Annotated in this window: 24 protein-coding genes and 1 pseudogene; 14 read left to right on the top strand and 11 right to left on the bottom strand. The window is 61.9% G+C overall.

Annotated features, from left to right (window positions below):
- The first annotated feature begins 118 nt into the window (after positions 1-118).
- The 4 genes from M2360_RS01665 (at position 119) to M2360_RS01650 (ending at position 3334) form a co-directional block, all read left to right on the top strand.
- Positions 119-598: a hypothetical protein gene (locus M2360_RS01665; RefSeq protein WP_280772627.1), complete on the top strand. Its 480-nt coding sequence runs from the start codon at positions 119-121 to the stop codon at positions 596-598.
- Positions 599-640: 42 nt separating this feature from the next.
- Positions 641-1201, top strand: coding sequence for an XRE family transcriptional regulator (locus M2360_RS01660; RefSeq protein ID WP_280772626.1), 561 nt, complete (start codon positions 641-643; stop codon positions 1199-1201).
- 9 nt (positions 1202-1210) lie between these two features.
- Positions 1211-1732 carry a GNAT family N-acetyltransferase gene (locus tag M2360_RS01655; RefSeq protein ID WP_280772625.1) on the top strand — a complete coding sequence of 174 codons (522 nt, stop codon included), beginning with the start codon at positions 1211-1213 and terminating at the stop codon, positions 1730-1732.
- 105 nt (positions 1733-1837) lie between these two features.
- Entirely contained in the window at positions 1838-3334 is a 1497-nt protein-coding gene (locus tag M2360_RS01650) for a CoA-acylating methylmalonate-semialdehyde dehydrogenase (RefSeq protein ID WP_280772624.1), read from the top strand.
- Between the two features lie 91 nt (positions 3335-3425).
- Here the strand turns inward: M2360_RS01650 and M2360_RS01645 are convergent, their stop codons facing one another.
- On the bottom strand, positions 3426-4439 hold the full coding sequence (locus M2360_RS01645; protein WP_280773061.1) for a Fe(3+) ABC transporter substrate-binding protein: 1014 nt from the start codon (positions 4437-4439) through the stop codon (positions 3426-3428).
- A gap of 207 nt (positions 4440-4646) precedes the next feature.
- Here M2360_RS01645 and rirA point away from each other — a divergent pair, with 207 nt between their 5' ends.
- A complete protein-coding gene (gene rirA, locus M2360_RS01640; protein ID WP_280772623.1) occupies positions 4647-5102 on the top strand; it encodes an iron-responsive transcriptional regulator RirA in 456 nt (151 codons plus the stop codon).
- 114 nt (positions 5103-5216) lie between these two features.
- The gene (locus M2360_RS01635) at positions 5217-6143 is read left to right on the top strand and encodes a carbohydrate kinase (RefSeq protein ID WP_280772622.1); all 927 of its coding nucleotides are present in this window, start codon (positions 5217-5219) and stop codon (positions 6141-6143) included.
- A gap of 31 nt (positions 6144-6174) precedes the next feature.
- Here M2360_RS01635 and M2360_RS01630 read toward each other — a convergent pair whose 3' ends face one another.
- The gene (locus M2360_RS01630; RefSeq protein WP_280772621.1) at positions 6175-6828 is read right to left on the bottom strand and encodes a glutathione S-transferase; all 654 of its coding nucleotides are present in this window, start codon (positions 6826-6828) and stop codon (positions 6175-6177) included.
- 114 nt (positions 6829-6942) lie between these two features.
- Here M2360_RS01630 and phaZ point away from each other — a divergent pair, with 114 nt between their 5' ends.
- Positions 6943-8157, top strand: a complete 1215-nt coding sequence (gene phaZ, locus M2360_RS01625; RefSeq protein ID WP_280772620.1) for a polyhydroxyalkanoate depolymerase — start codon at positions 6943-6945, stop codon at positions 8155-8157.
- A gap of 31 nt (positions 8158-8188) precedes the next feature.
- Here the strand turns inward: phaZ and M2360_RS01620 are convergent, their stop codons facing one another.
- Complete coding sequence (locus M2360_RS01620; protein WP_280772619.1) at positions 8189-8893, bottom strand: L,D-transpeptidase; 705 nt, start codon at positions 8891-8893, stop codon at positions 8189-8191.
- Between the two features lie 199 nt (positions 8894-9092).
- On the opposite strand from M2360_RS01620, the gene M2360_RS01615 reads away from it, so the two are divergent.
- Entirely contained in the window at positions 9093-9695 is a 603-nt protein-coding gene (locus tag M2360_RS01615) for a DNA-3-methyladenine glycosylase 2 family protein (protein ID WP_280772618.1), read from the top strand.
- Here the strand turns inward: M2360_RS01615 and M2360_RS01610 are convergent, their stop codons facing one another.
- Positions 9696-10700 carry a D-glycerate dehydrogenase gene (locus M2360_RS01610; RefSeq protein ID WP_280772617.1) on the bottom strand — a complete coding sequence of 335 codons (1005 nt, stop codon included), beginning with the start codon at positions 10698-10700 and terminating at the stop codon, positions 9696-9698. It lies immediately after the preceding gene.
- 166 nt (positions 10701-10866) lie between these two features.
- Between M2360_RS01610 and M2360_RS01605 the strand changes: the two genes are divergently transcribed.
- The gene (locus tag M2360_RS01605; protein ID WP_280772616.1) at positions 10867-11409 is read left to right on the top strand and encodes an SH3 domain-containing protein; all 543 of its coding nucleotides are present in this window, start codon (positions 10867-10869) and stop codon (positions 11407-11409) included.
- Here the strand turns inward: M2360_RS01605 and M2360_RS01600 are convergent.
- The 7 genes and pseudogenes from M2360_RS01600 to M2360_RS01570 all read right to left on the bottom strand — a co-directional run bounded on the left by M2360_RS01600 (position 11399) and on the right by M2360_RS01570 (position 19733).
- Entirely contained in the window at positions 11399-12394 is a 996-nt protein-coding gene (locus tag M2360_RS01600) for an adenosine kinase (protein WP_280773060.1), read from the bottom strand. The two genes, M2360_RS01605 and M2360_RS01600, sit on opposite strands and share 11 nt — an antisense overlap.
- A 108-nt stretch (positions 12395-12502) precedes the next feature.
- A complete protein-coding gene (locus M2360_RS01595; protein WP_280772615.1) occupies positions 12503-14404 on the bottom strand; it encodes a hypothetical protein in 1902 nt (633 codons plus the stop codon).
- Between the two features lie 148 nt (positions 14405-14552).
- On the bottom strand, positions 14553-15431 hold the full coding sequence (locus tag M2360_RS01590; RefSeq protein WP_280772614.1) for a LysR family transcriptional regulator: 879 nt from the start codon (positions 15429-15431) through the stop codon (positions 14553-14555).
- 52 nt (positions 15432-15483) lie between these two features.
- Positions 15484-17097, bottom strand: coding sequence for a glucose-6-phosphate isomerase (gene pgi, locus M2360_RS01585; RefSeq protein ID WP_280772613.1), 1614 nt, complete (start codon positions 17095-17097; stop codon positions 15484-15486).
- Positions 17098-17151: 54 nt separating this feature from the next.
- Positions 17152-17886: pseudogene (locus tag M2360_RS01580) on the bottom strand (transporter associated domain-containing protein); the annotation flags it as partial.
- Positions 17887-18021: 135 nt separating this feature from the next.
- Positions 18022-19140, bottom strand: a complete 1119-nt coding sequence (gene aroB, locus M2360_RS01575; protein WP_280772612.1) for a 3-dehydroquinate synthase — start codon at positions 19138-19140, stop codon at positions 18022-18024.
- On the bottom strand, positions 19137-19733 hold the full coding sequence (locus M2360_RS01570; RefSeq protein WP_280772611.1) for a shikimate kinase: 597 nt from the start codon (positions 19731-19733) through the stop codon (positions 19137-19139). The genes aroB and M2360_RS01570 overlap by 4 nt, the downstream gene beginning before the upstream one ends.
- A gap of 180 nt (positions 19734-19913) precedes the next feature.
- Between M2360_RS01570 and M2360_RS01565 the strand changes: the two genes are divergently transcribed.
- The 5 genes from M2360_RS01565 to M2360_RS01545 all read left to right on the top strand — a co-directional run bounded on the left by M2360_RS01565 (position 19914) and on the right by M2360_RS01545 (position 23941).
- Positions 19914-20063 carry a hypothetical protein gene (locus tag M2360_RS01565; RefSeq protein WP_280772610.1) on the top strand — a complete coding sequence of 50 codons (150 nt, stop codon included), beginning with the start codon at positions 19914-19916 and terminating at the stop codon, positions 20061-20063.
- A gap of 11 nt (positions 20064-20074) precedes the next feature.
- Positions 20075-21016: a site-specific tyrosine recombinase XerD gene (locus tag M2360_RS01560; RefSeq protein ID WP_280772609.1), complete on the top strand. Its 942-nt coding sequence runs from the start codon at positions 20075-20077 to the stop codon at positions 21014-21016.
- A 52-nt stretch (positions 21017-21068) separates the two neighbouring features.
- Positions 21069-22016, top strand: coding sequence for an acetyl-CoA carboxylase carboxyltransferase subunit alpha (locus M2360_RS01555; protein ID WP_280772608.1), 948 nt, complete (start codon positions 21069-21071; stop codon positions 22014-22016).
- A 186-nt stretch (positions 22017-22202) separates the two neighbouring features.
- Positions 22203-23705 (top strand): murein L,D-transpeptidase family protein, encoded by a 1503-nt coding sequence (locus M2360_RS01550; RefSeq protein ID WP_280772607.1) that lies wholly within the window; start codon positions 22203-22205, stop codon positions 23703-23705.
- Positions 23705-23941 (top strand): sulfurtransferase TusA family protein, encoded by a 237-nt coding sequence (locus tag M2360_RS01545; protein WP_280773059.1) that lies wholly within the window; start codon positions 23705-23707, stop codon positions 23939-23941. Before M2360_RS01550 ends, M2360_RS01545 begins: the two co-directional genes overlap by 1 nt.
- The last annotated feature ends 21 nt before the right edge of the window (positions 23942-23962 follow it).

The raw sequence follows: 23962 nt of genomic DNA, 5'->3' as shown, positions 1-23962 counted from the left end.
AGTCGGAAAGAAGCAGCCGCCCGGGGCGGCGATAAATGGGTGGCGGCGAGAAGCGCCGCGCTCTTGCCCGGTCCATCAGGTGTGCTATGTCCTTGCCCATCACAAAAGGGGAAGACGCATGGCCTTCGCACTGCAGGCGGGACTGGTTCGAACGATCGCCGAGACGGTCGAAGATTATCGTTCGGGCTCGCCCGCTCTGGTGAAATTCGCCATGGAATGCGGCGTGGCGCTCAACCGCGCCCCGATCATCAGCCGCGTCACCGTCAAGCCGACCATGCGCGACGAGCGTTTCCAGATCGGTGATGTCGTCTATAAGGGCAAGTTCGCCTCCGATCGCGAGGCCTTCTTCGCGGCTTTCGACGCCTTCATGGCCAATGGCCAGTTTCTGGCCTGGAACGGTCGCGCGCCGATTGCTCGCGGCGTGCCGCCGATGAAGGCGCTGAGCGAGAATTTCGCTCACCCCACCTTCCAGATCGACATGACCAGCCGCAGGCGCGGCGAGCCCAAGGAAACTCGCTACGCCATGCTGTTTGTCGGCTTTGCCGATGACGATGCGGCTAAAGCCTATGCGGACAGGCTCGCCCATCTGGTGATGTGATCAGACTTGACGACTTCTCATAAATGAGATTATTTCTCGTTTATGGAAGAAATTGATCCGCTCGACGCCCAACTTGCCCAACGTCTGAAGCTGCTGCGCACAGAGCGCGGCTGGTCGCTCGACGATCTCGCGGAAAGAAGCGGGGTCAGCCGCGCGACGCTGTCACGGCTGGAAAAGGGCGAGGTCAGCCCGACCGCCAATGTGCTCGGCCGCCTCTGCGGCGCCTATGGCATGCCGATGTCGCGGCTGATGCGCATGGTGGAGGACGCGTTCACGCCTTTGGTCCGGCCGGAGAATCAGCCGGTCTGGACCGACGCCAGCCTCGGCTTCGAACGCCGTTCGGTCTCGCCGCCGGCTGCGAGCCTTTCGGGGGAGGCGGTGGAATGCCGGCTGAAGCCGGCCGCCCGCATCGATTACCAGCTGCCGCCGCGCCCCGGCCTCGAACATCACCTGATCATGATTGCGGGCGGCTTGGCGCTGACCATCGAAGGCCGCACCTATGACATCGGGCCCGGCGATTGCCTTCGTTACAAGATATCGGGCCCTTCCAGCTTCCGCGCCTCGGACACTGAAGGCGCGCATTATTTCCTGTTTATCGTCTGAGGTTTTCACATGAGCATTGTTCCTCTCTCCGCCGCCGATATCGAGGCTCGCATCAATGAGTTGTCCGACCTCCTGCATGCCTGCGTGATGGATGGCGCCAGCGTCAATTTCGTCATGCCCTATGCGATGGCGGACGCCGAGCGCTTCTGGCGCAAGAAAGTGCTGGCGCGGATGGACGACGGCTTGCTGACCGTTCTCGGCTGGATGGAGGGCGGCCGCGTGGTCGGCTCGGTGCAGCTCGACGCGGACACGCCACCCAACCAGGCCCATCGCGCCGACGTCAAGAAGATGCTGGTTCATCCCGCCTTCCAGCGCCGCGGCATCGGCAAGGCCTTGATGGCGGCGGTGGAGCAGGCGGCGCGCGACAAGGGGCTGACGCTTCTGACGCTCGACACCCGCTCCGGCGACAAGGGCGAACCGCTCTATCGCGCCTCGGGTTTCGAGGTCGCGGGCGTCATTCCCGCCTATAGCCGCGATCCTTTCGCGGATGTCTATGACGCCTGCACCTATATGTACAAGCAGCTCGCCTGACGTCACAGGGCTATAAAATACGCACAATGGATGCGCAAAACATCGTCTTGTTTTGTCGAAATTATAGCGCATGATGCCGCCATCAATAATCACGGAGGAACATCCATGCGTCAGATCGGACATTTCATTGGCGGCAAGCAGGTCGCCGGAACTTCGGGCCGCAAACAGGGCGTCTTCAACCCCGCCACCGGCGAAATCCAGGCGGAAGTCTCGCTTGCCAGCGCTGAAGAACTGAACGCCGCCGTCGAGAACGCCAAGGCGGCGCAGCCCAAATGGGCCGCGACCAACCCGCAGCGCCGCGCCCGCGTGTTCATGAAATTCGTGCAGCTGCTCAACGACAACATGGATGAGCTTGCCGCTCTCCTGTCCTCCGAGCATGGCAAGACCATTGAAGACGCCAAGGGCGACATCGTGCGCGGCCTTGAAGTGTGCGAATTCGTCATCGGCATTCCGCATCTCTCCAAGAGCGAGTTTACCGAAGGCGCAGGCCCCAATATCGACATGTACTCGATCCGCCAGGCTGTCGGCATCGGCGCAGGCATCACGCCGTTCAACTTCCCGGCCATGATCCCGATGTGGATGTTTGCGCCGGCCATCGCCTGCGGCAACGCCTTCATCCTGAAGCCGTCAGAGCGCGACCCGTCCGTGCCGATCCGTCTGGCTGAACTGATGATCGAGGCTGGTCTGCCGGCCGGCATTCTCAACGTCGTCAATGGCGACAAGTCGGCCGTCGACGGCCTGCTCACCCATGCCGATATCAGCGCGATCTCGTTTGTCGGCTCGACCCCGATCGCCCGCTATGTCTATGGCACGGCGGCAATGAACGGCAAGCGCGCTCAGTGCTTCGGCGGCGCCAAGAATCACATGATCATTATGCCGGACGCCGATCTCGACCAGGCCGCCAACGCGCTGATGGGTGCGGGCTACGGTTCGGCCGGCGAACGCTGCATGGCGATCTCGGTGGCTGTTCCCGTTGGCGAAGACACCGCCAACCGCCTGATCGAAAAGCTGACGCCGATGGTGGAATCGCTGCGCATCGGCCCCTATACCGATGACAAGGCCGATATGGGTCCCGTCATCACCAAGGAAGCGCGCGACCGCATTCTCGGCCTGATCGACAGCGGCGTCGAGGCCGGCGCCAAGCTCGTCGTCGATGGCCGCGATTTCAAGCTGCAGGGCTATGAAAACGGTTACTTCGTCGGCGGCTGCCTGTTTGACAACGTCACGCCCGACATGGACATCTACAAGACCGAAATCTTCGGACCCGTCCTCTCGGTCGTGCGCGCCAAGACCTATGAAGAAGCGCTCGACCTGCCGATGAAGCATGAATATGGCAATGGCGTCGCCATCTACACCCGCGACGGCGATGCCGCCCGCGATTTCGCTTCGCGCATCAATATCGGCATGGTCGGCGTCAACGTGCCGATCCCGGTTCCGCTCGCCTACCACTCCTTCGGCGGCTGGAAGTCCTCGTCCTTCGGCGACCTCAACCAGCACGGCACGGATTCCATCAAGTTCTGGACCCGCACCAAGACGGTCACCAGCCGCTGGCCCTCGGGCATCAAGGATGGCGCCGAATTCGTCATGCCGACGATGAAATAATCGCTGTTATCGCGACACAATGAAAAGGCCCGCCGGAAATGCGTTTCCGGCGGGCTTTTCTTTGGGGTTCAAGCTTGAAAAGCCGAGGCCCTTACTGCGACGGTCCGTCGTTGAAGCCGACCTTGTCGACCAGTTCGGACGCCTGCTTGCGATATTTGGCCACATCGGTCAGCGGCATCTGGTCGGGCTTGATGGTCCCGAAGCTCTTGACCACCGCCGAGGGTTCGGCGCCCGGCAGCACAGGATATTCATAGACCTGCTCGGCATAAATTTCCTGGGCGGGCTTGGAGGACAGGAATTCCATCAGCTTGATGGCGTTGTCCTTGTTGGGGGCGTATTTCGCCAGCGCCATGCCGGAAATGTTGACATGGGTGCCGCGATCGCCGGCATTGGGGAAGAGCACTTTCATCGCCTTCACCCATTCCTTCTGTTCCGGCTCCTTGTCGTTGGTCATCATGACGCCGACATAATAGGTGTTGCCGAGCGCGATGTCGCATTCGCCAGCGGCGATGGATTTCGCCTGGCTGCGATCCGAGCCGTTCGGCTTGCGGGCGAGATTGTTCTTGAGGCCGGTCAGCCATTTTTCGGTATAGTCGGCGCCGTGATGAGCGATCATCGAGGCGAACAGGCCGATATTGTAGGAATGCTGGCCATCGCGAATGCAGATCTTGCCCTTCCACTTGGGGTCGGCGAGTTCCTCATAGGTGATGTCGTTCTGGGCGACGCGATCCTTCGATGCGTAGACAACGCGACCGCGCGTGGTCAGGCCGAACCATTGATTGTCGGCGTCGCGATATTTGGCGGGAATGTCCTTGTTGATCGTCTCGTCGACGACGGCCTGCGTCACGCCGCCATCCTTGGCTTCGGTCAGCCGGGCGATGTCGACGGTGAGGATCACGTCGGCCGGTGAATTTTCGCCCTCCGCCTGGATGCGTTCCACCAGGCCTTTGTCGAGGAATAGCACATTGGCGGTGACGCCGGTTTCCTTGGTGAAGGCGTCGAGCAGCGGCTGGATAAGCTCCGGCTGACGATAGGAATAGATGTTGACCTCGCCATCGGCATAGGCTGCGCCCGCGCTGAGCGCCGTCGCAAGACCCGTGAGCATTCCGGCAAGTTTCAATTTCCCGCGCAAGGCTTCCTCCTAAAGTTGACTATTTGCGTTTATTTTAGCATGCTTCGGTAATGCCGGGCGGAGGAGCCTGTCAATACGGCGAAATGTTTATAACATGATTGTGATTTTCACGTTTTTGGAATTGTTCCAAACTACGAGAGGGTCTATATAAGGCAAACAAACCGGCCAGGGAGCCTATGCATGCGGCTGACCAAGCAGACGAATTACGCAGTGCGCATCATGATGTATTGCGCCGCCAATCAACCCAATTTGAGCCGCATTCCGGAGATCGCCAGGGCGTATAATGTCTCCGAACTGTTTCTCTTCAAGATCCTGCAGCCATTGCACAAGGCTGGTCTGGTCGACACGGTTCGTGGCCGCAATGGCGGCGTTCGCTTGGGCCGCGCGGCCGACAAGATCACGCTTCTCGATGTTGTCCGTGTCACCGAGGAGAATTTCTCGATGGCCGAATGTTTCGACGATGGCGCGGCGGATTGCCCGCTGATCGACAGCTGCGGCCTGAATTCAGCCCTACGCCGCGCGCTCAACGCCTTTTTCGAAGTTCTGTCTGAATACACGATCGACGATCTCGTGAAGGCGCGTCCCCAGATCAACTTCCTGCTTGGCCTGGAAGAAATGCCGACAGCCGCAGCCTGAGCAAATACTCACATGGTGAGCAAATGCTAAAATCCAGGTCCAAAGGATCTGGATTTTTTTTGCGCGCTCATCTAAATCGTTTGAAGTGATAGCGCGACCTTGGGAGGAAGAGACATGATCCTGTGCTGCGGTGAAGCCCTGATCGACATGCTGCCGAGGCAGTCGACACTCGGAGAAAACGCCTATGCGCCTTATGCGGGCGGGGCGATCTTCAATACAGCGATCGCGCTGGGCCGATTGGGCGTCGACACCGCCTTCTTCACCGGCCTTTCCAGCGATATGCTGGGCGACGTCCTTCGTGAGACGCTGGTCGCATCCAAGGTGGATTTCAGTCATTGCGCGATTTCCGCGCGGCCGACAACAGTCGCTTTCGTCAAGCTGGTCAATGGTTCGGCCACCTATGCCTTTTATGACGAAAACACCGCCGGCCGCATGCTCTCGGTCAATGACCTGCCGACATTGGGAGATGATTGCGAAGCGCTGCATTTCGGCGCGATCAGCCTGATCCCCGATCCCTGTGGCGCAGCTTATGAAGCGCTGCTGATGCGGGAGACGGACAGCCGCGTGATCTCGCTCGATCCGAATATCCGCCCCGGCTTCATCAATGACAAGCAGCACCATATGGCGCGCATCCTGCGCATGGCGGCCAAATCCGACATTCTGAAATTTTCCGATGAAGATCTCGACTGGTTCGGCATGCCCGGCGATCACGACATGCTCGCCAAGGAATGGATTGCCATGGGCGCGAAACTGGTGGTGATCACCAAGGGCGCCGACGGCGCGGTGGGCTACACCAACACGCTCAAAGTCGAGGTTCCCAGCGAGAAGGTGACGGTGGTCGACACGATCGGCGCCGGCGACACGTTCGACGCGGGCGTTCTCGCCTCTCTCAAGCGCGATGGACTGCTGACCAAAGCGTCGGTCGCCAATCTCTCGGAACAGGCGGTGCGCAATGCGCTCGCGCTGGGCGCCAAGACGGCGGCGGTGACCGTGTCGCGCGCCGGCGCCAATCCGCCCTGGGCGCATGAAATCGGACTGTGACCTTAACGACTGAGACGCCTGACCCGGCGTCTCAGAACTCGACTTCGAGTTCGATGATCTCGTCGGCCTCGGCCCGGGCGCCCTCGATCCAGTCCTTCACCAGCGACCAGTCCATCACTCGGTCGCGATAGGCCGCGAGCGGCGCTTCGAGATCCACGGCGTAAGTGAGGAAGCGCGAACAGACCGGCGCATACATGGCGTCGGCCACGGTCGGCTTGTCGCCGAACAGCCAGGGACCGCCATATGCCGCGAGACATTCGGTCCAGATCGCCTTGATGCGCTCGATGTCGGGCCGCGCCCCGGCGAACACCTTGAAGCGCTCGTGACGGGCCTTGATGTTCATCGGCAGCGCTGAGCGCAGATTGTGAAAGCCCGAATGCATCTCGCCCGAAACGGCCCGGCAATGAGCCCGGGCCGCGACATCCTTGGGCAGCAGGCCCGCCTTCGGCTTGATCTCCGCCAGATATTCCGCGATTGCCAGCGTATCCCAGACGCTGACCGTATTGTGGTTCAAACGCGGCACCAGGACCGACGGCGAAAGCAGCAGCAGCTCACGCCGCGCCGACTCGTCGATATCGACGGGTCGCTCGAGAAACTCCAGGCCGGCCATACGACAGAGAAGCCAGCCGCGCATGGACCATGAGGAATAGTTTTTAGAGGATATCGTCAGCGTCGTCTCGCTCATCACGGCCTCCCGCCCGTGCATTGCTGCACGCAGTATTTGCTGGTCTTACCAGTAGAAATGCACTAGTTTTTTGCAATGCACAATGGCTTTCGCAGCCGAAGCAGGGGTATCGCGATGCTCTATCAAGCCTACCAGCTCCAAGACGATATGGTCGCGCCGCTCCGAATGATGGCGCGCGGATGGATGGATTGGCTCTCCGCCAATTTCCCCGTCCGCGAACAGGCGCTTGGCCGGCATTGGCTGGCGGCTCTGGAAATGGTGTCTCGTTTCGAGATAAGCCATGCCCGCCCGCCCTTCGAGATCCGGCGCGTGCGAACCGGCAATGCCGACGCCGCCGTGAGCGAAGAGGTAAGCTTTAGCCTGCCATTCGGCGATCTCCTGCATTTTCGCAAGGATATCGAGATGCCGCAGCCCAAGGTGCTGGTGATCGCGCCTTTGTCTGGGCATTTCTCGACCTTGTTGCGTGGTACGGTGGAGACGCTGTTGCGCGATCACGACGTCTACATCACCGACTGGAAGAACGCGCGCGACGTGCCGATGTCGGCGGGCTCCTTCGGGGTTGAGGATTACATCGCTTATATCATTCGCTTTCTGGAGGAAATCGGCCCCGGCGCCCATATCCTTGCGGTCTGTCAGCCCTGCGTGCAGGGTCTCGCCGCCGTGGCGGTGATGTCGGAGGACAACAATCCCGCCACGCCGCGATCGATGACGTTGATGGCGGGCCCGATCGATCCGCGCGAAAGCCCGACCGAGGTCAATGAATTCGCGGTGTCGAAATCGCTCGCCTGGTTCGAACAATCGGTGATTTCGCCGGTGCCCTATCGCTATGGCGGCGGCGGACGGCGGGTCTATCCCGGCTTTCTGCAATTGACGGCCTTCATGGCGATGAACATGGACCGGCACAAGACGGCGCATCAGAAGCTCTATGATCATCTCGCCGCCGGCGAGGTCGAGGCGGCCGAGAAGATCAAGACATTCTATGACGAATATTTCGCTGTGCTCGATCTGACCGAGGAATTCTATATCGAGACGATCGACCGGATCTTTCACCGCGCCGAACTGGCGACCGGCGAGTTCCACTATCGCGGCCGCAAGGTCGATCCCGGCAAGATCCGCCGCACGGCGCTGCTCACCGTCGAGGGCGGGCGCGACGATATCTGCGCGCTCGGCCAGACGGCGGCGGCGCATGACCTGTGTTCGTCGCTGCGCCCGCACCTCAAGCGACATCATCTGCAGGCCAATGTCGGTCATTACGGCGTCTTCAACGGCCGCCGCTGGGACAACGAGATCTATCCTGTCGTTCGCAACCACATCCTGATGATGGAATAGCCCCCGCGACAGGCGAGGGCTTGTTTTGGCGTTACTGCCACACCACGATGCGGGCGTGATAGGGCACGCGTTCATAGAGATCGATGACATCCTGGTTGATCAGCCGGACGCAGCCAGATGACACCGCCTTGCCGATCGAGCGCCAATCCGGATTGCCGTGCAGCCGGTAGAGCGTGTCCTGGCCGTTCTGGAAGATATAGAGCGCGCGGGCGCCGAGCGGATTTTTGAGGCCTGGCTCCATGCCGCCGTTCTCAATCGAATACTGCTCAAGTTCTGGCTGGCGGGCCACCATTTCCACTGGCGGCTTCCAGCGCGGCCAGGGCTGGCGCCAATGGATCACGCCTTCGCCCTGCCAGGCAAAACCTTCGCGGCCGATTCCGACGCCATAGCGCATGGCGGTGCCGCCGGGTTCGACGACATAGAGGAACCGGTTGGGCGTATCGACCACCACCGTGCCAGCCGCCTCGCCGGTGGGGTCGATGACACGCTGGCGATAGAATTTCGCGTCCATCTGCTGGTAGGGGATGGCCGGGATCAGGAAGCCGCCGTCGGAGACGGGGCCGTACATCACTGCGAGATCGGCGTCGCCAGGAGCGGTGATCGGCCGCATGACCGGCTGCGGCGCGGGCGGATTGGCAATGCGACTACGGTCCGTGGCGCAGCCGGCAAGGACCGCGGTGGCGGAGGCCATGCCGAAAAGCATGGCGCGGCGTGTGGTAATGATCTCTGTAGGCATGGCGGACTCGATGCGATTTCCGGGGGAGGATGAATGTCCTTGTCTAGACCCGTGCTTCCGCCCACGTCTTGCCAATCGCCATCACAATTTCGGCATCACGCCGCTTCCGGGGATGGCTGTTACATCCGCGCGACAGGCGGATCTTTGCGGTTGCCGCATCAGTATATTGCGCGTTACTGTCGGCGCCGGGAGTGCGATCATGACCCTCAGCGCCGCGGAACGCCATCTGAAAGAAAATTGCGCTGTCATGGCCGCGCTCGTCACCCGTCATGGACGGTGTGTGCTGCTCGATCAGGCCTTCGATCCGTTTCGGACGCTTGCCGGCTCCATCATCGGCCAGCAATTGTCGGTGAAGGCGGCGGATACGATCGAGCGGCGGGTGCTCGCGGTGATCGGCGGCGAACTGGAGCCGAGCGCCATTCTGGCCGTCGAAGCCGAAGCGCTCCGGGCCTGCGGCCTTTCCAACGCCAAGGTGAAATATCTCCGCGCGCTCTCCGACAAGGTCGCCGCTGGCCAACTCGATTTCGTCGCGCTCGCCGCCGAGCCGGATGAAGAGGCTGTGACCAAAGCGCTGACGGCGTTGCCCGGGGTTGGGAAATGGACGGCGGAAATGTTCCTGATCTTCGGATTGCAACGACCCGACGTCGCCTCGCATGGCGATGCGGGCCTGCAGCGGGCGGTGCGGCTGCTGTTCGGGCCGGACAAGACGCTGGCCGATGTCTCCGAGCCTTGGCGTCCCTATCGCTCCATCGCGTCCTGGTATCTCTGGCGCCATCTCGATGCGGCGCCGATCGATCCCTGATCAGGTCCGGCGTGGCAACACGCGGTCGGGCGGCCGGTGGCCGTCGAAATAGGTGCGGATATTGATGATCACCTTTTCGCCCATATCGATGCGACCCTCGATCGTCGCCGAACTCATATGCGGCAAGAGCACCACCTTGTTTTCATGCGCGAGTTTCAACAGCTTGGGATTGACGATCGGCTCGTTTTCAAACACGTCGAGGCCGGCGCCGGCGATCTTGCCTTCGCGGATGCATTTGATCAGCGCCGTCTCATCGACCACGCCGCCGCGGGCGGTGTTGACGAGATAGCTGGTCGGCTGCATCAGGGCCAGCCGCCGCGCCGACATCAGGTGATAGGTGGCGGGCGTCGAGGGGCAATTGACCGAGACGATGTCGACGCGGGCCAGCATCTGGTCAAGGCTGTCCCAATAGGTGGCTTCGAGCGACGCTTCGGTCTGTGGGCTGACGCGATGGCGATTGTGATAATGGATGGCCAAGCCGAAGGCTTTGGCGCGGCGCGCCACCGCCGTGCCGATGCGGCCCATGCCGATAATGCCCAGCCGCTTGCCCCAGATCCGGTGGCCCAGCATCCAGGTCGGCGACCAGCCTCCCCATTCGCCCTTGCGATCGGTGAGGATGCGCGCGCCTTCGGCCAGCCGGCGCGGCACGGAGAGGATCAGCGCCATCGCCATGTCGGCGGTGTCTTCGGTGAGCACGTTGGGCGTATTTGTGACGGTGATGCCCTTGCGGGCGGCGGCCTCGACATCGACATGGTCGATGCCGTTGGAGAAACTGGCGATCAGCTTCAATTGCGGGCCGGCGGCCTCGATCAGTTCTGCGTCGATCCGGTCGGTCACGGTCGGAACCAGCACGTCCACGCGCGCCATGGCGGCGGCGAGATCCCCGCGCGTCCGCGGCGTATCGTCGATATTGAGTTCGGCCTCGAACAATTCGCGCATCCGGGTTTCCACCGGATCCGGCAGCTTTCGGGTGATATAGACCAAAGGCTTTTTCTTGTTCGACATGCCTGCTTCCGCGATCCTGTTGACGGCCCGTTAACCAAGTTGGGCGATGCTCCCAGCGGTAAGCATAGTCTTAATCAGACCCGCCTGTGAAAACAATCGCTTCCTTCTCGGGGGATAGCGCATGGCCCTGTTCTTCCCCGGCGTTCGGTCTGGCCGGAGCATTGATATGACAAAGCGCAAATCAGCTGTTTTCATCGCAGGCGTGCTCGCCCTTCTCACCGGCATCGGCGCGCCGATGGATGCGCTTGCCCAGGCGGCCAAGGGGTCGAGCGGCCTGCCTTTGCCGCGCTTCGTGTCGCTCAAGGCCAAGAAAGTCAATCTTCGGGTCGGGCCGGGGCAGGATTACGCGGTGTCCTGGCTCTACACCAAGTCCGGCCTGCCGGTCGAAGTGATCCAGGAATATGACAACTGGCGGCGCATTCGCGACGCCGAAGGGGCCGAAGGCTGGGTGTTCCACTCGCTGCTGTCTGGCGACCGCAGCGCGCTCGCCGCTCCCTGGATGCGCAACAAGGGCGATGACGTGTTTGTCAACATGCGCAGTGATTCGCGCGACAGCGCATCCGTCGTCGCCCGGCTCCAGCCGGGCGTGGTTCTCAAGATCGACGAATGCAATGGCCAATGGTGCCACGGCGAGGCGCAGGGTGTCGAAGGCTGGGTGAGCCAGGCCGAGATCTGGGGCGCTTATCCGGGCGAGGCCTTCACAAAATAAAGCCGGCGTCGCGGGCGGCCTGCCGCAGCGAGGTTTGCAGGCGCGGACCGATCTGCTGGATCACCAGGCCAGCGGCCAGGCTGCCGAGCCGACCGCAATCGGAAAGACCGAAGCCGTTGGTGTAGCCGAACAGGAAGCCGGCCGCATAGAGATCGCCGGCGCCCGTCGTATCCACCACCTTGTCCACCGCAAGCGGCTGAACCGGAATGCGCTCGCCCTTGGCGACGATGATCGAGCCTTCCTCGCTGAGCGTCACGGCGGCGAGGTCGCAATCTCTAGCGATCATGTCGAGCGCGCCGTCGAAATCGGAGGTCTGGTAGAGCGCCAGGAGTTCGGCGCGATTGGCGAAAACGATGTCGACGGTCTTGGAGCGCATGAGTTCGAGAAATTCATCGCGCCAGCGATCGACGCAGAAACTGTCCGACAGCGTCATCGACATTTCGCGACCGTTTTCATGGGCGATGCGGGCGCATTCGCGGATCGCCTGCTTGGCGCGCGGCGGATCCCAGAGATAGCCTTCGAAATAGGTGACCTTGGACGTGGCAACCACCTCTGGCTCGACATCCTCGACGCCCAATTCGACGCAGGCGCCGAGAAACGTGTTCATCGAACGCTCGCCATCCGGCGTGATGAAGATCATCGAGCTTGCGGTGGGCGGCGTGCCGCCGAGCGGCGGAGTGGCGAAATGCACCCCTTGCGCCTTCATGTCATGCGCAAAGATCTCGCCCAGTTTGTCGCGGCTGGTCTTGCCGAAATAGGCGGCCTTGCCGCCGAAGCTGGCCACGCCCGAGGCGGTGTTGCCGGCGCTGCCGCCGGAGGCTTCGATCGCCGGTCCCATGCGCGAATAGAGCAGCGCCGATCGTTCGGCGTCGATGAGATTCATCGCGCCCTTGGCGATTTCATTGTCGACGAGGAAATCTTCTTCGCAGCGGGAGAGGATGTCGACGATCGCGTTGCCGATCGTGAGCACATCGAAAGCGGTCATTGCCAAGCCTTGCATTGTTCTTTTCACGCAAGCTATGGCCTATTTCCAGGACCTGGAAAAGGGTGGAGGGCGGCGCGAACACCCGCCCTCCGCAGAAATATCGTCGTCTCAGCCGTTTGACGCCAGCACGACCACCTGATCGCCCTCGGAGAAGGTTACCTTCTGGGACTTGAACGGGTTGATCTTTACGCCCCCAAGGCGGCGCTCATCCACAGTCACGCCGCGCTGGCGATAGCCGATCACCGTTTCTCCGCGCATCAGGCCGGCCAGCGTCAGCTGATAGAAATCCACCGTCGCGCCCGGTTGCACATAGTTGGAAGCCGGACGGAGATAGAGTTCTGCGCCTTCCTCGTCGAGCAGGCTGCCGAAGATGCGCGACATGAATTCGTTTTCGGCGGCTTGAGCCAGCATCAGGCTGACCAGCTTGTTGCTGACCACGAAATCGTCGGCCTTGGAGACTTCGGCCAGTTCGCGGTTGCGCACGTCGATCATTTCCGAGACGACGCTCGAGCGGCGGCCGGCCTCCTCGGCGACCTGTCGCAGATGCAACAGCGTGACCAATGTGCGCGTGTCTGCCGGCTGCGGGTCGAGATCCTCGTTATAGCCGAGGACAAGGATATGATCGTAGGAGAGCGGATCGAGGGCGCGAATTTCGGCCCGCGATGACGAATTGGCGTTGCGGATGTCGAGCGTGAGATTGTCGGAGGCGAGGCGGATGCCCGCAGTCTTGCCAGCGAGATCAGGCGTATCGGCAACAATGGTCAGGACCGAGCCCGGCGCCACGAAGCGCGACAATTCCGTGGCGATCAGCGGGGCGCGACGGTTCCAGCCTAGCAGCAGCGTGCGTTCCGGCTGGATCACATTGGAGCGGGCGGCGTTGAACATCGACGTGTCGATAGTTCCCTGCAAGCCCTTGACCTCGATGGCGTCGTCATCCTCGGCGATGACGACCAGGCGTTCCTCGGCGAGGATCTTGCGATCCTTGGCCGGGTTCAGCTCCACCTTGCCGTCAACCGTGACCAGGCCGATCAGCGTCGAGGTTTCGAATGCGAGGCAGCCCTGGCCGTAATAACGGCCGGAGAGCGGCTCGGCAGGGATCGTGTAGATTTCCGATCCGTCGAAATCGAGAAGTTCGGTATAGACGGCGCTGAGACCTGGCTGGCGACTGGAGTGAACGACGATGCGCGAGATCAGATCGTCGGCCAGCACCAGTTGCGTTTCGTCGCCGCCGACGATCGCGCCGAGTTCGGCATTGTGGACGTCGCGGATTTCCGCCGCGATCCGGTATTTCTCGGTGCGGCGATGGGGATTCTGAGTGATGGCCAGAATGGTCTTGATCACGCTGGAATCGGGATCTGTCGCATCCGGAGAGAGAATGACGATCGAACGCGAGGCATTGGGATTGACGATGGCGAGATCGGTGAGATCGGTCGGATCGCCCGAGCGGCAGATGACCTTGGTATTTTTGAGATCATCGATCTTGGCGGCAATCTCGTCTTCCATCTCGACCTTGTCGAGGTCGGCCATGACGACGATACGCGGATTGCGGCGGCTCTCATTGGCGATCACCAGTTCGGCGATCACGTCGAAGATCGACGGCGACCAGTTGAGAATGATGGTGTGCTCTTCTTCCAGCACCTGGGACCGGCCCTTGCGCAGCTCGTCGAGCTTGTTCTCGATGCCGGAGGACAGGATGCCGATCAGGGTGGAGACGACGAAGATGCCGGCGAGCGTGACGAGCAGCATCACGAAGCGGAACACCCAGCCGGTGTCGCCGCCCATGGTGCCAGCGTCCAGCGTGCGCATCAGCGATGCCCACATGGCTTCGCTGAAAGTCAACGATTCGCCATCGGCCTGCGTCAGACCGGTCAGCGCGATGATCGCACCGAACACCATGATGATAACAAGCGAGATGATGCCGAGCCAGCCGATCAGCGCGCCCGTGCCCGCCGCCATGGTCTGGTCGAACCAGTAGCGAAGTTTGCTGGTGAATTTGACGTTGTTTTTCACGTGTGCCCCCGGAAAACGACTGCGGCTCTTGCGGCCTTACAGCACTATCGCCGACGAAAGCGCAAGACTTTTGAAACCATACCCAAAAATGACGGTTAATGGCGAAGGTTTATTCGCCGGCTAAGAGCTTTTTGAGGCATCAATTGTCTCACCATGCGCCTTTTTCCTCCCGCACGATCTCGTGCAGGAAGTCTGCGACAATGCGGACACGGGCGAGATCACGAACGCTTTCGTGAAAGATCGTCCAGTAGCTTCGGGTGATGGCGATTTCAGGCAGAACCCGCACGAGATCGGCATGATGGCGAGCGATATAATTGTGCAGGATGCAGACGCCGGCGCCCGCCCTGACAGCCTCGGTCTGGCCGATCGCCGAGGAGATCTCGAAGCCTGCCGACCAATTGCGCATGACTTCGCCGGTAAAGTTCAGCGATTGCGAGAAGATCAGGTCCTCGACATAGCCGATGCGCCGGTGCGCCTTGAGGTCATCGGCGCTCGTCGGAAGACCGAAGCGTTCGATATAGCCGCGCGACGCATAGAGCCCGAGCGTATAGTCGGTGAGCTTTGAGGAAACGAGCCTGCCTTGTTCCGGTCGCTCCAGCGTGACGGCGATATCGGCCTCGCGGCTCGACAGCGAAAAGGAGCGCGGCACCGGCACGAGCTGGATGCGCAGTTCCGGATGCCGCTCGATCAGACGTCCGATGCGCGGGGCGAGGAAGGAAACGCCAAAGCCGTCGGGCGCGCCAATGCGCACCGTGCCGGCGATCGCCGCGTCGGTGCGGCCGAGCCGGGCCTGCGCCTCCAGCATTTCGTTTTCCATCCGCTCGGCGGAAAGAAGGAAGGTCTCGCCTTCGGCGGTGAGCTCGCAGCCATTGGTGCGGCGGATGAAAAGGCGGGTTTCCAGCGCTTCTTCCAGCGATGTCAACCGCCGCGACAGCGTGGCGTGATTGAGGCCGAGGCGCCGGGAGGCTGCGAGGATCTGGCCGGTGCGGGCGACGGCGAGGAAGATGCGGATGTCGTCCCAATTCATCGGCGCTCACCGGAATGGCGCGGGAACAGGATGCTCCCGCGCGTGATCATGATCAGGACAGAGCGGCGACGAGGCCGGCGGTCGAGGAATCGAGGCCGTCTGTTGCCTTCTTGCCCTGCACCACCGGCAGGAGGCCGGTCGCGAGTTCCTTGCCGAGCTCGACGCCCCACTGGTCAAACGAGTTGATGCCGAACAGCACGCCTTCGACGAAGACGCGATGCTCATAGAGCGCAATCAGCCGGCCGAGCGCGAACGGCGTCATCCGGTCATAGACGAAGGTGATCGACGGACGATTGCCGGTGAAGACGCGATGCGGCGCGATATGGTCGATCTTGGCCTGATCCCAGCCCATGCCCGACAGCTGCGCCTTGGCCTCTTCAAGGCTGCGACCCTTGAGCAGCGCCTGCGACTGCGCCAGGCAATTCGACATCAGCAACTCGTGCTGATAGCGCAACTCCGGCTCAAAGCCGGTCTTGGCGATCATGAATTCGACCGGGATCGTGTCGGTGCCCTGATGCAGGAGCTGGAAGAAGGCGTGCTGGCCATTGGTGCCGGGTTCGCCCCAGACGACGGGGCCGGAAGAACCGGCGACTGGGCTGCCGTCCATGGTCACGCCCTTGCCGTTGGATTCCATGTCGAGCTGCTGCAGATAGGCCGGGAAGCGGCTGAGGCGCTGGTCATAGGGAATGACGGCGCGCGATGTGTAGCCGAGCGCGTTGCGCTGATAATAGCCGATCAGGCCGAGAAGCATCGGGATATTCTTGTTGAGCGGCGCGGAGCGGAAATGGTTGTCCATCGCATGCGCGCCGTCGAGGAATTCGCCGAACGCCTTTTCGCCGATGGCGAGCATCAGGGGCAGGCCGATGGCCGACCAGATCGAATAGCGACCGCCGACCCAATCCCAGAAGCCGAATACACGGGCAGCGTCGATGCCGAAGGCGGCGACCTTGTCGAGCGCGGTCGACACGGCGGCGAAATGATGCTGCACGGCGCCTTCGCCCAGCGCCTTGGCGATGAAGGCCCGCGCGGTCTGCGCGTTGGTCATCGTCTCGATGGTGGTGAAGGTCTTGGACGCGACGATGAACAGCGAGGTCTCGGGATCGAGAAGCTTCAGCGTGTCGGCGATATGGGCGGCGTCGATATTGGAGACGTAATGCAGGCGCGGGCCGTCGTGATAGGGTGCGAGCGCCAGCGTTGTCATCACGGGACCGAGATCGGAGCCGCCGATGCCGATATTGACGACATCGGTGATCTTCTTGCCGGTGGCGCCTGTGATCGCGCCCGAGCGCACGCCTTCGGCAAACTTGCCCATGGCGGCGATGACGGCGTTGACGTCGCCCATCACATCCCGGCCGTCGACGAGCACGGGGGCGTTGGATCGGTTGCGCAGCGCGGTGTGCAGAACGGCGCGGCCTTCGGTGAAATTGATGATCTCGCCCTTGAACATCGCCTCGCGCTTGCCCGCGACATCAGCGGCGGCGGCGAGCTCGGTCAGGAGCGCCATGATCTCCTGATTCACAGCCGTCTTCGAATAATCCATCAAGAGGTCTTCGAACCAGGCGTGATAGGCGTCGAATCGTCCGGCGTCGGCGGCGAAGGCGGCGCGGATATCGGTGGCCTGGGTGGCGTGGGCTACGTCCTTCAACTTGGCGAGGATGGTCTGCACGGTCTTCTCCCGATGTTCATGCTGGCCGGAAACTAGTTATTTCAATCGATTAAATCAAGGCTGCGCGGCGGGCTTTGCCTTGGGCGTCGAAACTGCCTCGGCAGGGCGGATTCGCAGGCGGGTCACGCGGTTCTTAAGCCGTTTCATCACGATAAAGCGCTTGCCGTGAAAGGTGAAGGCCTGACGTTCGTCAGGAATCGAACGGGATTCGTGGATGACAAGGCCGGCGATGGTGGTCGCTTCGCTGTCCGGCAGGCTCCAGCCCATGGCGCGGTTGAGATCGCGCACCGTAACAGCGCCATCGACGACGATCGAGCCGTCGGCCTCCTTGCGCACGCCCTGCAGGCCGATATCGCGGTCGTCGGTCATGTCGCCGAGCACGTCTTCGAGAATGTCCTGCATGGTGACCATGCCCTGCATGTCGCCATATTCGTCGACGACGATGGCGAAATGCGTGTTGCGCTTGAGAAAAGCGCCGAGCTGGTCTCGCAGGCTGGTGGTCTCGGGCACGAACCAGGGCTTGTCGGCGATTTTGACGATGTCGAGCGTCTCGGGCGTCGCGCCGGATTCGGCGAGCGCTCGAAGCAGATCCTTGGAATGCAGGACGCCGATGATATTGTCGATCGAGCCGCGCCAGACGGGCATGCGGGTGAAGGGACTGTCGAGAATCGCCCTGATATTGACCTCGGGCGGATCGTCGGCGTTCAGCGCCTTCATCCGGGTGCGATGGATCAGGATGTCGGCGATCTCGCGCTCGTCGAGTTCCGCCCAGCCATGCGGTCTGTCGCGGCCGTTCTGCGCTCCGTTGCGCCCGTTCTGGGCCGGCGATCCGCCGTCGTCATGGCGTTCGGTTTCCGCGACAGGGTCGGGCCGTCCCAACAGGGACGACCAAAAGCGTCGCCAGAAGCCGGTATCGCTCATGCCTCAGCCTCGCTTTTCCCGGAGGAAGGTAAGCACCTCTGACGCCGGAACGTCGTCGGCGACGAAGCTTTCGCCCAGGCCGCGCGTCAGGATGAAAGTGAGCTTGCCGCTCTTGACCTTCTTGTCCTGGGTGATCGCCTCGAGCAGTATCTCGGCCGGCGGCAGTTCGCCGGGGATCTCGTCCATGCGCGTCGGCAGGCCAACCGCCCTGAGGTGGGCCTCGACGCGCGCGGCGAGATCGGGGCTGGCCAAATTCATGCGCGCCGAGAACTGGTGAGCGAGCGTCATGCCGATCGACACACCTTCGCCATGCACGAGCCGGGCGGAATCGTAAGCGGTGGCGGCTTCCAGCGCATGACCGAAGGTGTGGCCGAGATTGAGAAGCGCGCGCAAACCGTTTTCACGCTCGTCCTTGGCCACGACATCGGCCTTGGCCTGGCAGGAGACGGCGATGGCGTGGATGCGGGCGTCGCCGCCGGCGAAAACGTCGCGCCAGTTCGTCTCTAGCCACTCGAAGAAATCGGGCTTGTCGATCAGACCGTATTTGGCGACTTCGGCATAGCCGGCGCGGAATTCGCGCGGCGACAGCGTGGTCAGCGTGTCGCTGTCGGCCAGCACCAGATCGGGCTGGTGGAACACGCCGATCAGGTTCTTGCCCTGGCGGGCATTGATGCCGGTCTTGCCGCCGACGGAGGAATCGACCTGGGCCAAGAGCGAGGTCGGGATCTGTATGAAGCGGGTTCCACGGCGCACAATGCCGGCGGCAAAGCCGGTGAGATCGCCGATCACGCCGCCGCCCAGCGCGATCACCGCGTCATTGCGCTCGATCTTGGCGTCGAGCACATGATCGGTCACCGTCATCAGATGCGCGAAGCTCTTGGTCTTCTCGCCGGCCGGCAGGGTCAGCGGATGCACCGAAATCCCCTGGGCCGCCAGGCTTTCGGTCAGCGGGCCGAGATAGATCGCGCCGACATGCTCGTCGGTGATCACCGCCATGCGCTTGCCTTTGAGGCGGCTGGCGATGGCCTCGCCGGCATTGCCGATCAGCCCTGGCCCGATCAGGATGTCATAGGACCTCTCGCCGAGATCGACATGGACGGTGCTGGCAGCTTCAATGCTCATATGTCTTTTCCGTTCTCGGGCTCGACAAGGGTCCCGGCGATGGCGGCGATCACTTCGTCGGCAACCTGTTCTTTTTTGACGTCGCGCGATTTTACCCTCAGATGCGCTTCGGCATAGATCGGATAGCGGGCGATCATCAGGTCTTCGAGCGTTTTCTTCGGATTTTCCGTGCGCAGCAGCGGGCGCGTGTCGCGTTTGCTGACCCGGTCCCACAGCGTGTCAAGATCGGCGTCGAGCCAGAGCGACAAGCCGTTCTGCCGGACGGCGTCGCGGGTCTCGGCGGTCATGAAGGCGCCGCCGCCGGTCGATAGCACCCGCGGCCCGGTGCGAAGCAGGCGCCGGATGACCCGGCTTTCGAGCTTGCGAAATTCCGGCTCGCCATAGGCGGTGAACAATTCTGAAATCGTCATGCGCGAGACGCGCTCGATCTCGTGGTCGGAATCGACGAAGGGAATGGCGAGTTCATGGGCGACGATCTTGCCGATCGCCGACTTGCCCGCGCCCATCAGGCCGACGAGAACGAGATTGCGCTTGCCGAGCGCACGGCGCGCGCGTTCGGCGCTGTCGTCGCCGGCGTGGCTGAACACGTCCATCTGACCCTTTCTCCGGCCTCACGGCCGCCATCATCCTTGGTTCCTATCGGAAAAACTGGCGCTGGCGTCAAGCGGCGGCGGGAAAGGACGACAGGGATTTGCTCAATTTCGAAGGAGTCTGTAAAGAGTTGGGGAACTAGTTTCGCGGCTTGTATCCAAGTCCGCCGGATGTCGAGGCCCATGCCCACCCTTTTCAGATTTCTCTATTGGTGCGCCATTCTCGTCGGATTCGTCTACGCCATTCTGTTTTCGCTCGCCTATCTGGTTGAACCGCGCGAGCGGGCGGCGGTGATCGAGATACCTGCCGCCCGCACCAATCCCGCCCCATAGGACGTAAATGCATGATGGATTTATCGGCGGCGCATGCGGAAGCCTTTCTCGAAATGATGAGCGCCGAGCGCGGCGCCGCCCAGAACACGCTGATATCCTATGAAAAGGATATCGAGGAAGTCAGGTCCTTTTTGAAGAGTCGCGGCGTGACGCTGTTGTCGGCGACATCAGAGGATCTCAAGGCCTTTCTCGCTTATATGGCCCAGGAGGGCTATAAGGCGTCTTCGCAGGCGCGGCGGCTTTCGGCGCTGAGGCAATTCTACAAGTTTCTCTATGCCGAAAATCTGCGCGGCGACGATCCCACCGGCATTCTCGACGCTCCGAAAAAGGGCCGCCCTCTGCCCAAGACGCTGAGCGAACAGGACGTTGTCAGGCTGCTCGCGCTGTCTGCCGAAGAGGCGAAGGCGGAGGGGCCGGGACGGCTGGAGCGGCTCCGGCTGCTGGCTCTGGTGGAACTCTGCTACGCCACAGGCATGCGTGTGAGCGAACTGGTCTCGCTGCCGGCGCGGGTGCTGGCCGAAGAGGGCCGTTTTCTCATCATCAGGGGCAAGGGTAACAAGGAGCGGCTGGTGCCACTGACCAAGCCGGCGATTGCGGCGATCGCGGCTTTCGGAGAAGAATTGCGACGCGTTCACGGCGACCGGGAATTCGACTGGCTGTTTCCGGCCGACAGCGCGTCCGGCCATCTCGCTCGCCAGGTCTTCGCCAGGGATCTCAAGGCGCTCGGCGCGCGCGCGGGCATCTCCGCCGACAAGCTGTCTCCGCATGTGATCCGCCACGCCTTTGCAAGCCATCTGCTGGCCCATGGCGCCGATCTGCGCGTGGTGCAGGAACTGTTGGGACATTCCGACATTTCCACGACACAAATCTATACCCATGTATTGGATGAAAAGCTCAGGGAACTGGTGGAAACGCATCACCCTCTTGCCAAACAGGCCAAAAACAGGGATTAGACCCGCAAAACCCACGGCCAGACGCTGAACTGGAAAGCCGGAACGGAAGCTGATGTACAATTATCTCGATTTCGAAAAACCGATCTCCGATCTCGAAGGCAAGATTCTCGAACTGAAGAATATCGCGACCGAGAACGAAAGCATCGACACGTCGGAAGAGATTGCCCGGTTGGAAACCCGCGCCCGGGACGCCATGGCCGACATCTATTCCAAGCTGACGCCATGGCAGAAGACGCAGGTCGCGCGCCATCCGCAGCGTCCGCATTTCATGGACTATCAGAAGGCGCTGTTCACCGAATTCACGCCGCTCGCCGGCGATCGGAAATTCGCCAATGACGACGCCATCCAGGCTGGCTTCGCCCGGTTTCGCGGTCAGCCGGTGGCGTTGATCGGTCAGGAAAAAGGCAGCGACACCAAGGCTCGCCTCAAACATAATTTCGGCTCGGCCCGTCCGGAAGGCTATCGCAAGGCGATCCGCATCATGGAGCTGGCCGACCGCTTCAACATGCCGGTGGTGACGCTGGTCGATACGGCGGGCGCCTATCCCGGCGTTGGCGCCGAGGAGCGCGGCCAGGCCGAAGCCATCGCCCGCTCCACCGAAATGTGCCTCAATGTGCGTTCGCCGATTGTGTCCGTGGTGATTGGCGAAGGCGGCTCCGGCGGCGCGATCGCGATCGCCACCGGCAACCGAGTCTATATGCTGGAGCATTCGATCTATTCGGTGATTTCGCCAGAAGGCGCGGCCTCGATCCTGTGGCGCGATTCAGCGCGCGCCAAGGAAGCCGCGTCCAACATGAAGATCACCGCCGAAGACCTCAAGGCGCTCGGCGTGATCGACGGCATCATCCCTGAGCCAGTGGGCGGCGCCCATCGCGATCCCGAGCGGGTGATCGCCGCGACCGGCGACGTGATCGCCGCCGCCTTGGCCGATCTGGCGCAGAAAAACGACCTGCGCGCCGAGCGTCGGCAGAAATTTCTCGAAATGGGCCGCAATCTGTAAGCTTTTCGTCGAGGGCCGCCAAAACTCGGCCATATTCGCGCCGCTCTGTCATGGCGTCGCCGAAAATGCGGCCTGTCCGCGCTAGGGCTTTGATATGATTAACGGGATGTGAATATTCCGTTAACGAATTCTGTCCTATAAGGCGTAGCTGACGTGATTCCCGGCCCTGACAGGGCCCTTGAAGTGATGGCGGACATGGTTGCAAAGCGTATCGGCATGGGTTTGGCTCTGGCGCTCGCTCTCGGAGCGTTAACCGGTTGCACCCAGGAGACGCTGGAGATCGTCGCGGTCAACAATCGCGTCGAACATCCGCTCCCCGCCAAGATGCAGCAGAAACTGCGCAAGCTGAATATTTCCGTTTCTTCTCCGATCATGATGCGCATCTTCAAGGAAGAAGAAGTGATGGAGATCTGGAAGGCGGATATGAACAACCGCTATCAGCTCGTCGCCACCTATCCGATCTGCGCCTGGTCGGGCCAGTTGGGCCCGAAGAAGAAGGAAGGCGACCGTCAGGCGCCCGAAGGCTTCTACACGGTCTCGCCCGGTCAGATGAACCCGAATTCGAGCTATTATCTCTCCTTCAACATCGGCTATCCCAACAAATACGACCGCGCCTATGGCCGGTCGGGCAGCAATTTGATGGTGCATGGCGCCTGTTCATCGGCGGGCTGCTACTCGATGTCGGACGCGGCCGTGCTGCAGATTTACGCATTCGCGCGCGAAGCCTTCCGGGGCGGCCAGAAGGCCTTTCAGATCCAGGCCTATCCTTTCCGCATGACGGCGGAGAACATGGCCAAGCACCGCCATTCCGAACATTATCCGTTCTGGCAGAACCTCAAGACCGGCTACGATTATTTTGAGATCACCAAGCGGCCGCCCGAGGTCGAGGTCTGCGAAAAGAAATATGTCTTCAACCAGGTGGGTGGCCGCTTCAGCGCCGCTGGCAAATGCCCAGCGGACTCTACGCCGCAGTCGCTTCTGAGCGCCTACGCAACTTACGACAAGACCTATCAGACCGAATTCGCCAAGGCCACGATCAAATGGGGGCCTAGCGACTGGAAGGATGTGGCGGAATTCGATCGCAAGGCGCAGGAACGGCTCGCGCGCCGCATGGGCAAGAAGAAGGCGATCCCCAACGACGCCGAATATGTGCTCGTCGACCCCTCAGCCAAGCTGACGCCGACCTCCGATACGGTCACCAGCTATTCGGCTGCTTACGCCAAGGTCGAGGCGATCAAGAACAACGAGCCGCCAAAGGTCGAGTATATCTCGGTCGCCGAACTTGAGGCGCGCAAGAAGGCTGCGGACGCCAAGCGCAAGGAAGAAGAGCGGCTGGCCAAGGCGCAGGGACGCGTCAAGGCGCCGATCCCTCAGCCCAATCCGATCAAGCCGGTGATGCAGGCCGCCGCCCAGCCCGCGGCTGAAAACGACAATACGGTGTGGTCCTTCTTCCGTCGCAAGCCGCCGCAGAGCATGCCCACGCAGCAGGCCAGCGCCGATCCCGCGGCTGCGATGGGAAGCGTCGCGACCACCGCCTCGACGCCGGTCGGGAAAACGGCGAGGACTTCGCCCGCCGCCGCCGCGCCCGCGACTGTCGCCGGTGAAGTCGCTACGGTCGAACAGCCCGCCGCCGCGCCGCAATCCGTCCCCGCCGCCGACCAGAAGAAGCCGTTCTGGAAAGTCTGGTGATGGTGTCGGCCGAGCCCGATCTCGTGCTCGATCTCAAGGGACTGAAATGCCCGCTGCCGGTGCTCAAGTCGCGCAAGGCTTTCGCCTCGCTTCCCGGCGGCGCGCTCGTGCGCATTCTCACCACCGATCCGCTTGCCGGCCTCGACATTCCGCATTTCTGCCAGGAGGATGGCCACGCCCTCGTCGCCCAGGAGCGTGACGCGGGCGGCCATGTGTTTCTCATCCGTCGCGGCTGACGCCTTCAACGGATCGTGATG

The organism is Rhizobium sp. SG_E_25_P2, from assembly GCF_029892285.1.
Taxonomy (GTDB): Bacteria; Pseudomonadota; Alphaproteobacteria; order Rhizobiales; family Rhizobiaceae; genus Rhizobium_E.
This window is presented reverse-complemented; position numbering and strand designations above follow the sequence as displayed.